10 protein-coding genes are annotated in these 12,073 nt (G+C 74.2%); 7 read left to right on the top strand and 3 right to left on the bottom strand.

Features of this window, described 5'->3' with window-relative positions:
• Positions 1–135 precede the first annotated feature (135 nt).
• Positions 136–723, top strand: coding sequence for a TMEM165/GDT1 family protein (locus ACQP26_RS16790; RefSeq protein WP_269705788.1), 588 nt, complete (start codon positions 136–138; stop codon positions 721–723).
• A gap of 55 nt (positions 724–778) precedes the next feature.
• Here the strand turns inward: ACQP26_RS16790 and nhaA are convergent, their stop codons facing one another.
• Together nhaA and ACQP26_RS16780 are read right to left on the bottom strand one after the other, a co-directional pair.
• Positions 779–2,080, bottom strand: a complete 1,302-nt coding sequence (nhaA, locus tag ACQP26_RS16785; protein WP_269705789.1) for a Na+/H+ antiporter NhaA — start codon at positions 2,078–2,080, stop codon at positions 779–781.
• A gap of 157 nt (positions 2,081–2,237) precedes the next feature.
• The gene (locus tag ACQP26_RS16780; protein WP_269705791.1) at positions 2,238–4,085 is read right to left on the bottom strand and encodes a nucleoside-diphosphate sugar epimerase/dehydratase; all 1,848 of its coding nucleotides are present in this window, start codon (positions 4,083–4,085) and stop codon (positions 2,238–2,240) included.
• Between the two features lie 185 nt (positions 4,086–4,270).
• Here ACQP26_RS16780 and ACQP26_RS16775 point away from each other — a divergent pair, with 185 nt between their 5' ends.
• Complete coding sequence (locus ACQP26_RS16775; RefSeq protein WP_433493321.1) at positions 4,271–5,722, top strand: polysaccharide biosynthesis tyrosine autokinase; 1,452 nt, start codon at positions 4,271–4,273, stop codon at positions 5,720–5,722.
• Here ACQP26_RS16775 and ACQP26_RS16770 read toward each other — a convergent pair.
• The gene (locus tag ACQP26_RS16770; protein ID WP_433493320.1) at positions 5,703–6,284 is read right to left on the bottom strand and encodes a low molecular weight phosphatase family protein; all 582 of its coding nucleotides are present in this window, start codon (positions 6,282–6,284) and stop codon (positions 5,703–5,705) included. The two genes, ACQP26_RS16775 and ACQP26_RS16770, sit on opposite strands and share 20 nt — an antisense overlap.
• A gap of 123 nt (positions 6,285–6,407) precedes the next feature.
• On the opposite strand from ACQP26_RS16770, the gene ACQP26_RS16765 reads away from it, so the two are divergent.
• The 5 genes from ACQP26_RS16765 (at position 6,408) to ACQP26_RS16745 (ending at position 12,069) form a co-directional block, all read left to right on the top strand.
• A complete protein-coding gene (locus ACQP26_RS16765) occupies positions 6,408–7,664 on the top strand; it encodes a glycosyltransferase family 4 protein (protein WP_433493319.1) in 1,257 nt (418 codons plus the stop codon).
• 84 nt (positions 7,665–7,748) lie between these two features.
• Positions 7,749–9,533, top strand: a complete 1,785-nt coding sequence (locus tag ACQP26_RS16760; protein WP_433493318.1) for a DUF4012 domain-containing protein — start codon at positions 7,749–7,751, stop codon at positions 9,531–9,533.
• A gap of 13 nt (positions 9,534–9,546) precedes the next feature.
• The gene (locus ACQP26_RS16755) at positions 9,547–10,167 is read left to right on the top strand and encodes a hypothetical protein (protein ID WP_433493317.1); all 621 of its coding nucleotides are present in this window, start codon (positions 9,547–9,549) and stop codon (positions 10,165–10,167) included.
• A gap of 99 nt (positions 10,168–10,266) precedes the next feature.
• Positions 10,267–10,683 carry a protein-tyrosine phosphatase family protein gene (locus ACQP26_RS16750; protein ID WP_281577707.1) on the top strand — a complete coding sequence of 139 codons (417 nt, stop codon included), beginning with the start codon at positions 10,267–10,269 and terminating at the stop codon, positions 10,681–10,683.
• A 102-nt stretch (positions 10,684–10,785) separates the two neighbouring features.
• On the top strand, positions 10,786–12,069 hold the full coding sequence (locus tag ACQP26_RS16745; RefSeq protein ID WP_433493316.1) for a D-alanyl-D-alanine carboxypeptidase family protein: 1,284 nt from the start codon (positions 10,786–10,788) through the stop codon (positions 12,067–12,069).
• Positions 12,070–12,073: the final 4 nt, after the last annotated feature.

Here is a 12,073-nt window from a genome sequence, read left to right as displayed (position 1 = left end):
GTCGACACACTGGTGCGTTCCGCACCCGGCCACGCGGCCCCGGTCTCCGGGGCGGGCGAGACCTTCGACTCAGGCTGTCGCAGCCGGGTCGAGGGCGCCCCCGTTCCTCCTCCCGGCTTGATCGGGAAGGTTCACATGGAGGGTTTCCTCGTCGCGCTGGTGGTCAGCTTCGGCGTCATCTTCGTCGCCGAACTGGGCGACAAGTCCCAACTGATGGCACTGACGTTCGCCACGCGGTTCAAGCCGGTGCCGGTGCTCATCGGCATCACGATCGCCACCGCGATCGTCCACCTGGCCTCGGTGGCCATCGGGTACGGCTTGAACGCCGCCCTGCCCACCGACTGGATCTCGCTCATCGCCGGTGTGGCGTTCCTCGGCTTCGGCGCCTGGACGCTGCGCGGCGACAGGCTGACCGAGGAGGAGAAGCGCAAGGCCGAGCGCGGCGGCCGGTCCGCCGTCATCGCCGTCGGTGTGGCGTTCTTCCTGGCCGAGCTGGGGGACAAGACCATGCTCGCCACCATCACGCTGGCCACCAAGTACGGCTGGTTCGGCACCTGGCTCGGCTCGACGCTCGGCATGGTCGCCGCGGACGCGCTGGCGATCCTGGTGGGCCGGATGCTCGGCCGGCACCTGCCGGAGCGGACCATCCGCTACGGCGCCGCCGTGCTGTTCGCCATCTGCGGCCTCTGGCTGATCTTCGAGGCGGTCGCCGAGCTGACCTGAGCCGAGGGCCGGGGTGCGGCGGGTGGGACCGGCCGGTCCCACCCGCCGCGCCGGCTCAGGCCGGGCCCTCCTGGTAGACGTCGGGGATGCCGTCACCGTCGGCGTCCCGGCTCTCCCGTTCGCTGATCCGCCGGTAGGCCCGGTTGCGGCGGACCAGCACCACCGAGGCGAGCAGGGCGGAGATCAACGAGCCGAGCAGCACGGCCACCTTGACGCCGTCCTCCTCCGGGCTGCCGGCGCCGAACGCCAGCTCGCCGATGAGCAGCGACACGGTGAAGCCGATGCCGGCCAGCAGCGCCAGCCCGAGCAGGTCGGCCCAGGTGATCTCCTCGTCCAGCTCGGCCCGGGTGAACCGGGCGAGCAGGTACGTCGACCCGAACACGCCGATCACCTTGCCGAGCACCAGCCCGGCGGCCACCGCGATCACCACCGGATTGGTCAGCACGCCGCCCACATCCACGCCGACCAGCGTCACCCCGGCGGCGAAGAAGGCGAACACCGGCACGGCCAGGCCGGCGGAGACGGGCCGCCAGCGGTGCTCGAGGCGCTCGGCCAGGCCGGGCGCGCCGTCGCGCCCGCGCAGCACCGGCACGGTGAAGCCGAGCAGTACGCCCGCCACGGTGGCGTGCACACCGGAGGCGTGCACCAGCGTCCAGGCGGCCACCGCCAGCGGGATCAGCGCCCACCACCAGGTCCGCCGGCGCTGCACGAGCAGCCCGAACACGGCGATCGGCAGCAGCGCGCCGAGCAGCGGCAGCGGCTGGAACCCGTCGGTGTAGAACACCGCGATGATGGTGATCGCGAACAGGTCGTCGACCACGGCGAGGGTGAGCAGGAACGCGCGCAGCCCCTGCGGCAGGTGGGAGCTGATCACGGCGAGCACGGCGAGCGCGAAGGCGATGTCGGTGGCGGTGGGGATGGCCCATCCGCGCAGGCCGGCGCCGCCGGCGCTGAGCGTCACCGTCAGGTAGATCAACGCGGGCGCGATCATGCCGCCGAGCGCGGCGATCACGGGCAGCGCGGCCCGCCGGGGGTCGCGCAGGTCACCGGCGACGAACTCGCGTTTGAGTTCCAGCCCGACCACGAAGAAGAAGATCGCCAGCAGCCCGTCGGCGGCCCAGGTGCGCAGGTCGAGGTCGAGGTGCAGGCCGGCGCCGCCGGGCCAGGGCACCCAGTGGCTCAGTTCGGCGTACGCGGCGCGCCACGGCGAGTTGGCCCAGATCAGGGCGAGCACCGCGCCGAGCAGCAGCAGGCCGCCACCGACGGTCTCGGTGCGCAGCACGTCGGCCAGGAAGCGGGCCTCCGGCCAGGAGCGGCGGGACAGCAGGCGGGACCGGTGCGGGGTGTGCTGGGGCATGCGGGGTCCGTTCGGGAGCTGGGGTCGGCGGAACCATCGCCGACCAGGCTTCCCGGCACACCTGTGACAACCTTATCGGCCGCCGCGCCCGGCGGCGAACCCAGCCGGCCGACGGGACGCCCTGTCACCTGGGCGGGGCGTCCCGTCGGCCGGTGGGTCAGCGCTGTCCGGGCAGAGCCGGCTGGGACACCCCGGCCGGGTCGCAGAACGCGGCCATCCGCTTGATCAGCTCGTCCGGGTCGGCGTACGGGTCGAGACCGCGGACCTCGTCCGGGTCCAGCTCCGGCACCGGGACATGGGAGATCAGCGGGTGCAGCGGCCGGGTGTCCACCTCGTCGGCGCCGAACAGGTGCTCGTGCAGCTTCTCGCCGGGGCGCAGACCGGTGAAGACGATCTCCACCGGGCGGTCCGCCTCGGCGGCGAGCCGGCGTGCCACGTCGGCGATCCGGACCGGCTCGCCCATGTCGAGCACCAGCGCCTCGCCGCCCCGGCCGATCGTCGCGGCCTGGAGCACCAGGTGCACCGCCTCTTGGACGGTCATGAAGTAGCGGGTCACGTCGGGGTGGGTGACGGTGATCGGCACCCCGGCGCGGATCTGCGCCTGGAACGCGGTGAGCACCGAGCCGCGGCTGCTGAGCACGTTGCCGAACCGGACGCTGAGGTATCGGCCGGCGAGCCGCTGCGCGTGGTACGCGGTGAGCCGCTCGGTGATCCGCTTGGAGTAGCCGAGGACGCTCGCCGGGTTGGCCGCCTTGTCGGTGGAGATGTTGACGAACTCGGCGACGTCGCGGCACGCCTCCAGCACGTTGAGCGTACCCAGGATGTTGGTCTTGAGCGCCTCGCCGGGGTGGCGCTGGAGCAGCGGGAGGTGCTTGAGCGCCGCGGCGTGGAACACCACGTCGGGCTGCCGGTCGGCGATCACCCGGGCGATGCCCTCGGCGTCGCGGATGTCGGCCAGGATCAGCTCCGGTCCGTCCAGCAGCGCGCGCCCGTGCAGGGACATCTGCAGCGCGTGCAGCGCGGACTCGTCCCGGTCGAGCATCATCAGCTCGTCCGGCTCGCAGCGGGCGATCTGCCGGCACAGTTCCGAGCCGATCGATCCGCCGGCGCCGGTGACCAGCACCCGGCGCCCGGCCAGCCCGCCGCGCTCCACGCTCAGCTCGGCGACCCGGTGCGCGCGGCCCAGCAGGTCGGTGAGCTGGAGGTCGCGGACGTCGGTGGCGGCCACCGGGCGGTCGAGCACCTCGCGCACCGGCGGCAGGACCTTGAACGCCGCCCCGGCCTCCAGCACGCGGGTGCGGACGTCGCGCAGCAGCTGCGGGTCGGAGCCGCTCATCGAGAAGATGACGGTGCTGGCCCGGGTGGCCCGGACGGCGGCGCCGATCTGCTCCCGGCCGCCGAGCACGCGCAGCCCTTCCAGCCGCAGGCCCCGGCTGTCCGGGGCGTCGTCGAGCAGACCCACCGGGTGGTAGCTGCTCTCCGGGTCCTGGAGCAGCACCCGGACGAGCCGTTCGCTCGCCGCGTCCACGCCGTAGACCAGGCACCGCTCGGCGTGGCCGGCGGCCGGCGGCCGGCGGTCGGCGTGGGCGCGCCAGAGGCCGCGGGCGGTCGCCATCACCACGAGTGCCACCGCGCCGCCGACCAGCGGGGTGCTGGCCGGGACCGGGTGCTGCGTCCAGGGCAGGACGACGACGAAGCCGAGGGCCGCGACGAGCGCGACGGTGACGGCCAGCCCCTGCGCGTCACCGGCGCTGCCGATCGGGTACCGGCCGTAGAGCCGGGAGCGCGCAAGCGTGAGCGTGGCGTAGAGCGCGGCGCAGGCCAGCGCCAGGCCGAGCGTCGCGGCGCTGGCGGAGGCGGTGAGGTCGAACTCGTACCGCGTCCAGGCCGCGCCGAGAAATCCTCCGCACCACGCGGCCGTGTCCAGCGTTAACAGGGAGGGGGTGGCGGCTCGGTAGGTGATCCGGCCGGGGGTTGGTACGGCTGCGATGGCTTCACGATCCATGGGCTGCCCTCTGCGTCCTATCCGTATTGAAAGGATTAGACCGTCTGTGCCTGTTCGGTCGTTTACTGTCGTCCAGTCACGTAACGTCGTGAATAGGCGATTCGATCCTGGCACGGCGACTGGTGTTTTTAGGGGGCTTTCGTGCAGTTTCATCGGCAGACCGGCGTGTCGCGAGGGGGAGCGTGATGGACGTTCTCGGCTACCTGCGCCTGGTCCGACGCCACTGGTGGATCGTGCTGGTGACGGTGATGCTCGGCCTGGGCACCGCCGCGCTGGTGACGGTCCGGACGGCGCCTCGGTACGAGGCGTCGGTGACGTTCTTCGTCACCACGCCCAGCCAGGGGGTCACCGACGCCTACCAGGGCAGCCTCTTCCTCCAGCAGCGGGTGAAGTCCTACGGTGACCTGCTCACCAGCGACCGGCTGGCGCAGAGCGTGGTCGCCGACGCGCCGCTCGGCCTCACCGCCGACCAGGTGCGCAGCCGGATCCGCACCACCGCCACGACCGGCACGGTCCTGCTCAAGGCGACGATCACCGACACCGACCAGACCCGGGCGCTGAAGACCACCGAGACGCTCGCGGCGAAGTTCACCGAGCTGGTCCGCAAGGTCGAGACGCCGCCGGACGGCAAGGCCCCGCCGATCAAGATCGAGGTGGTCAGCGGCCCCCGTGTCACCTCCAACCCGGTCTCGCCGCAGCCCACCCGCAACCTGGTCCTGGGCGGTCTGCTCGGCCTGCTGCTCGGCGCCGGCCTCGCGGTGCTGCGCGGGGTGGCCGACGTCCGGATGCGCGACGGCGCCGGGCTGCAACGGGTGACCGGCAGCCCGCTGCTCGGCGAGATCCCGTACGAGACCGGCGCGCGTTCGGCGCCGCTGATCGTCGGCGACGCGGCCACCTCGGCCCGCGCGGAGGCGGTCCGCAAGCTGCGTACCAACCTGCGCTTCGTGGACGTGCACGAACCGGCCCGGGTCATCGCGGTCACCAGCGCGTTGCAGGGCGAGGGCAAGACCACGATGGCCTGCAACACCGCCATCGCGCTGGCCGAGGCGGGCTGGCGGGTGCTGCTGATCGACGCCGACCTGCGCCGCCCCAAGGTCGCCGACTACCTCGGGCTCGACGGCGGCGTCGGCCTCACCGACGTGCTCGTCGGCGACGTCCAGGTCGGCGACGTGGTGCAGCGCTGGGGCGAGAAGTCCCTACTGGTGCTGCCCAGCGGCGCCACCCCGCCCAACCCGAGCGAGCTGCTCGGCTCCAAGTCCATGGCGGACCTGCTGGTCGCACTGCGGGACTCGGCGGACATCGTGGTCATCGACACCGCGCCGCTGCTGGCGGTCACCGACGGCGTGGTCGTGGCCGTGCAGGCCGACGGCGCGCTCCTGGTCACCCAGCAGGGGCGTACCTCCCGCAGCCAGGTCGCGGCGGCGGCACACGCGCTCAGATCGGTCTCGGTGCGCCTGCTCGGCTGCGTGCTCAACATGGCCAAGGTGGCCAAGGCGGACGCCTACCAGTACGAGGCGTACAAGGTGGTCGTGCCGCCCGCGGCGCCCTCCGTGCCGGCCGACCGGGCCGGTGCCCGGCGGGGCGCGAAGAAGGCCGTGGGCGACCGGACGCAGGAACTCACCCGGCTTTCGCGATGAGCGCGAGCACGGGCCGGATCGACCGCTCGATCTCCTCGGCGCAGCGCCGGAAGTCAGCCGGCGAACCCCCGATCGGGTCGCGCAGGTCGTCCGCGTCGGGGGCGGCGGGTTGCAGCCGCCCCCGAGCGCGGACGGCGGCCGACATCGCCGCCCGCAACGGTGTGCCCGCGTCCGCCTCCGCCTCGGCGGGGCGGGCCTCCGCGGCCAGCCGGGCGAACTGCCGCAGCGTGAACGTCCGGGTCAGCGCGGCCGGGGCGAGCGCCGTGCAGGCCGAGCGTTGCCGGCGGGTCGCGGTCAGCACCAGCGCCGCACCGGTCAGGTGCTCCGGGCGCAGCCGGCGGGTGCGGAAGGCCGCCGGGTCCGCGCCGGTGGCCGCGGTCACCTCGACCGCGTACGGGTGCATGACCGCACCGTCGATCGCGTCGGTGCCCGCGCTGGCCACCGCCAGCGGCAGGCCGGCCAGCATCCGGCGGGCGATGAACTCCGCCATCGGTGACCGGCACATGTTCGCGTGGCAGACGAAGAGCACCTCGTCGACCATCTGCACCCCTCTCGTCGGCACGGTCGCGACGAAAGGTGCCGCGACGGCTTTTCTCCGGCGGTCGCGGCCGGACGCAGAGGGGATGCGGAAATGGTACGCGGTGCGGCGCCCGGCCGTCCGGAAAGCCGCGCCGGGAGCGCGGCCATGAGGGTCGGCATCCTGACCTACCACTTCCCGCCGGAGCCGGCGTTCGTGCCGGGAAGCCTGGCCGAGGAACTGGTGGCCCGGGGCCACGAGGTACGGGTCCTCACCGGATTCCCGGACTACCCGGGCGGGCACGTGTACCCCGGCTGGCGGCAGCGCTGGCGGCACCAGACGCACAGTGAGCGGCTGACCGTGCGCCGGGTGCCCCGGTACGCCGCGGGCGACGGTTCGGCCCGGGCCCGCGTCGCGAGCTGGCTCTCCTTCGCCGGCAGCGCCGCGCTCGCCGGCCGGGGGCTGCTGCGTGACGTCGACGTGCTCTACGTCCACGGTCACCCGGCGGTCACGTTCGCGGCGACCGGGCTGCTGCGGCTGCTCGGCCGTACGCCGACCGTCCTGCACGTGCAGGACGTGTGGACGGAGCGGCCCGCGGCGCGGGACGGCGGGCGGCCGGGGCGGCTGGAGGCCGCGACGCGCCGCCTCTACCGGGAGGCGGCAGTGGTGGCTGTCGGTTCGCCGTCGATGGCGGATTTGGTCCGGGCCGGTGGGGCCGCCCCGGACCGGGTCCGCACGGTGCCGAACTGGACCGACGAACGCATCTTCCGTCCCACCCAGGCCGGTCCGGCGGTGCGGCGGCTGGTCCGCCGGGACGACCGCTGCGTGGTGATGCACGCCGGGACGATCGGCGCGCGTCAGGATCTGGAGACGGCGGTCCGTGCGGCGGCGGCGCTCGGCGACCGGATGGACCTGGTCCTCGTGGGCTCGGGCCCGGCGGAGCAGCGGGTGCGGGGGCTCGCCGCCGATCTCGGCGCGGACAACGTCCGGTTCCTGGAACGACGGTCCGCGGTGGACATGCCGCAGCTCTACGCCGCCGCCGACTACCAGCTCGTCGCGCAGCGCGACCTGCCGGAGCTGCGGGGCCGGGTGCCCGGCAAGCTCCAGGCCGCGCTGTCCTGCGCCGCGCCGGTGGTCGCCTCGGCCGCCGGGGAGACGGCCGAGGTGGTGGAGCGCGCCCGCGCCGGGCTGTCCTGCCCGCCGGAGGACTGGGCGGCGCTGGCCGACCGCTTCTGGCTGGCCGCGGCCATCCCGCCGGCCGCCCGGATCGACATGGGCAGGCGCGGTCGTGACGCCTACCTGCGGGACATGTCGATGCGGGCCGGTGTGGACCGGATCGATGTCCTGCTGCGCGAGGTGGGCGCGCAGGCGTCGAACGGAACAAAGCTCGCGCACAGCCGGTTAAATCGTCAGAGTGTCCGATAACCGCTCGAACGGGCAGTTTCCCGTGCTAAAAAGCACTCGATCGCGAATTGTGTCCGATTCGACCGACACCGTAGGGGGAGATTCGTGACCGGACCTGGTGCCACGCCCGGCCGGCGGCGCCGTTCGCGACGGCGCCGCCGCGCCCGGGTCCGCCGGATCCTGCTGACCGGGCTGGTGGTCGTGTCGGTGCTGCTCAGCACCGGCGGCTGGGTCGCGTTCCGCGGCTGGCAGGCCCGCGCCCACCTGGTGAACGCCGCCGGGCTGGCCCGGGAGCTCAGCGCCCAGGTGCTCGACGGCGACGTGGCCCGGGCCCAGCGCACGCTGGCCGCGTTGCAGGAGCAGGCCGCCGCCGCGCGCGGCGCCACCGGCGATCCGGTGTGGTGGGCCGGTCAGCAGACGCCGTACGCGGGAGACAACCTGACCGCGGTCCGGCAGATCTCGGTGGCGGTGGACGATCTGGCCCGGCTCGCGTTCCCCACGCTGCTGCGGGTCGACCTCGCCTCGCTGGTGCCGAAGCAGGGAAAGCTGGATCTGGCTCGCCTGCGCGCCGTCTCGGGCGAGGTCGCCGCCGCCGACCAGGCGGTGCGCGCGACCGCCGAGCGGTTGCGGCAGGTGCCCACAGACGATCTCGTGACGCAGGTCCGCGACGCGGTCACCGCGCTGCGCGCCGAACTGGACCAGCTCGGCGATCTGACGTCGGCCGCCGAGCGCGGCGCCCGGCTGCTGCCGCCACTGCTCGGCGCGGACGGTCCGCGCAGCTATCTGCTGGTCTCCCAGAACCCGGCCGAGCTGCGCGCCACCGGCGGCATGTTCGGCGCGTACGCCGTGCTGCGCGCCGAGGCCGGACGGATCCGCCTGGTGAAGCAGGGCACCTCGGCCGACCTGCGGTTCTTCGACCCGCCCCTCACTGTCGACGCGGAGGCGAAGCGGCTCTGGGGGGATCTGCCGGGCATCTATCCGGCGGACGTGAACCTCAACCCGGACTTCCCGGCCGCCGCCGCGCTCTACCGGGACATGGTGCGCCGCCGGACCGGCACCACGGTGGACGGCGTGCTGGCGGTGGACCCGGTGGTCCTGTCGTACCTGCTCGGTGTCGTGGGTCCGGTCGACGTGCCGGAGGGGCCGTCGCTGGCCGCCGCCACCGCCGTACGGACGCTCCTCAGTGACTCCTACCGGGATCTGGACACGAAGGACCAGGACAAGTTCTTCACCAAGGCGGCCTCGGGCGTGTTCGACACCCTGTTCACCAAGACGGTCGACCCGCGTGCGCTTTTGACCGTTTTTAGCCGTTCAATCAATGAACGTCGGATATTGTTCTGGAGTGTCCGATCTGAGGAGCAACGCGCACTGGCCGGCAGCCGGCTGGCCGGTCAACTCCCGGAGAAGGACGCCGTGCCGACAGTCGGCGTCTTCCTCAACGACGGCAGCGGCGCGAAGCTCGGTTACTACCTCAGGTTCTCGGCCACCGTGACGGTCGGCGAATGCCACCCGGACGGGCGTCGCGAGCTGCGGCTGCGGGTCACGGTGCACTCCACCGCCCCGAAGTCGGGCCTGAGCAAGTCGGTGACCGGACTGGCTCTGGCCGGCGACAAGTACACCGCACGCACCTTCGTCTCCGTGCACACGCCCACCGGCGGCGCCGTCCTCACCGGGCGGCTCGACGGGCGGGACACCGCGATGGGCAGCGGCACCGACGGCCGCCGCCAGGTGGCGGTGGCGAAGGTGGAGGCCCGACCGGGGCAGACCCGGACGCTCGACGTCACGGTGCTCACCGGCCAGACCGGCGCCGGGACGGCCGAACTGGTGCACACACCCACCGTCACCCCATGGACCACCCAAGTAGTCAACGCACCAAGCTGTGAACAGTAGGAGGGAATCCATCATGCGGCTATCCCGCATCATCATGGCGCTCACGGTGGGCCTGGCCGTAGCGGCCGTGCCGACCGCGGCCGGGGCGGCGCAGCCGCAGCCCCCGGTCTACCCGCCCGAGGTCGCGTCGCTGACCGTCTCACCGACGACCATCCGGCTCGGCGAGACGTTCACCCTGCGGGGTTCGAACTTCGCGCCGAACGAGTCGGTGCGGATCGACGTGGCGATCTCGGGTCTGCCCCAGGCCGCCCCGGCCGAGGGCACCGCGCGGCGCAGCGACGGCAGCACGGTGGCGATGGCACCGGTCGCCTACACGCCCAACCGGGCCCAGCCGCAGCCCGCGCCGACCACGTTCACCGTGACGGCCGACGGCGACGGCAACTTCACCGTCACCTACCGGCCGACCCGGCCGGGCCGGTACACGTTCACCGCCACCGGCCTGACGTCCGGGCGGATCGCGAGCGCCACCGGCACCGTCCTGCCGCCGCGGCCGACCCGGCCGCCGCACAAGGGTGGACTGCCGGTCACCGGTGACAGCATCGGCACGCCGCTGAAGCTCGGTGGGGGCCTCGCCGCCGCCGGTGCGGTGCTGCTGCTGGCCTCCATGGCCTGGCGCCGCCGCCGCCTCGGCTGATCCGAGGCGCGCCGGGGACGACCCGGCTCGATCGTGAGTGCCCGCCGGACCGAGTCCGGCGGGCACTCACGTGTCCCGGCACCGGGACACAATGAGCCGATGGACGCGACACCGTGGACCGACCGGACCGGCCTGCTCACGCTGCCCGGGGGCGCCACCGTACGCGGTCGCCGGGTCGCCGATCCCGCCTCGCCCGCCGACTTCGCCCTGCTGCTGGCGCCCGGCCCCGAGCCGGAGTGGCCGTCCCGGCGGGTCCGCTGGCCCGACTTCTGGATCCCGTCCGACCGCGCCGACGCCCTGGACGCGCTGCGGGAGGCGCGGCGGCGCGCGTACGCCGGGGAGCGGGTCGAGGTGGCCTGTCACGGCGGCGTCGGGCGCACCGGCACCGCGCTGGCCGCGCTCGCCGTGCTGGACGGGCTGCCGCCCGCGCGGGCGGTGGCCTGGGTCCGGTCCCACTACCACCGGCGCGCGGTGGAGACGCCGTGGCAGCGGTGGTGGCTGCGCGGCGTGCGCTGACACCCCGCCCGGTCACCGACCGGGACCGCCCGGTCGGCACGGTGTCACGACACGGGTGAGCTGTCCGGCCCGTGATCATCGGGCTCGGTAGGGTGCCTTCTCATGAGTGCCCGGGTCCTGGCCGCCGCCACCGCCGTCACCCTGCTCGCCACCGGGGTGCCCGCTCCGGCCACCGCCGCCCCGGTAACCACAGCCCCAGCCGCCGCCGCGCCGGCCGCCGCACCCGTGCCCTGCCCGCGCCTGCCCGCCCCGAAGATCAGCCGGCCGCCCCGCCCGACACCGCCGGCCACGACACCCGAACAGGCGGCGGTGGGCGGCGAGGCACTGGCCGGCACCGGCCTCGTCACGCCACCCGGCAGCCCGGCACCCCCGGCGGTCACCGCCACCACCTGGCTCGTGGCGGACCTGGACACCGGCGCGGTCCTCGGCGCGTGCGGCCCGCACGTCCCCGGCACCCCGGCCAGCACCCAGAAACTGCTGCTGGCCGCCACCATGCTGAGCCGGCTGAACCCCAGGCAGGTGGCGGTCGCCACCCGCGCCGACCTGGACATCGAACCGGGCAGCTCGGCCGTCGGCCTGCTCGTCGGCGGCCGCTACACGGTCGAGACGCTGTGGCTGGGCCTGCTGCTGCAGTCCGGCAACGACGCCGCGAACATGCTGGCCCGCCTCGGTGCCGGCAGCGCGCAGGCCGGCGTCGCCGAGATGAACGCGCAGGCCCGCCGGCTCGGCGCCGGGCAGACGCACGCGGTCACCCCGTCCGGCCTGGACGGTCCCGGCCAGTTCACCAGCGCGTACGACCTGGCGCTCATCGCGCGGGCCTGCTTCGCCGACGCCGCGTTCCGCCGGTACGCGCTCACCGAGCGCACGCAGATCCCGGCCCAGCCCGCGCTGAAGAAGGGCGGGTTCCAGATCCAGAACGAGAACCAGCTCATCTACCGCTATCCCGGCGCGCTCGGCGGCAAGACCGGCTTCACCGAGCTGGCCCGGCACAGCTACGTGGGCGCCGCGCAGCGCGACGGACGCCGTCTCGTCGTGACGCTGCTCGGCGCCGAGGCCCGCCCGGTACGCGGCTGGCAGCAGGGCGCCCAACTGCTGGACTGGGGCTTCCGGCAGCCCCGGGACGCCTCGGTCGGCCGGCTGGTCGAGCCGGGCGAGCGGGACGCCGAGGCGGCGGAGCCCCGGCCGGCGGCGGCCGCCCAGCCCTCCCGTACCGCCTCCCCGCCGTGGCGGGGCCCGGCCGGGACCGCGCTGCAGCGCATCGGCGACGGGGACTGGCGGGTGATCGTGCCGACCGCCGGTCTGCTGGCGCTCACCGTCGGCGGGGTGGTGGCGGTGCTCGCCGCCCGGAAGGGCCGGTCCGGCCGAAGGGGGCGCCGCCGCGCCTGAGCGC

Source organism: Micromonospora sp. CA-248089 (assembly GCF_050948515.1).
Lineage (GTDB): Bacteria > Actinomycetota > Actinomycetes > Mycobacteriales > Micromonosporaceae > Micromonospora.
Note: the sequence above shows the minus strand (reverse complement) of the source record. Positions and strands in the feature narration are given on the sequence as shown.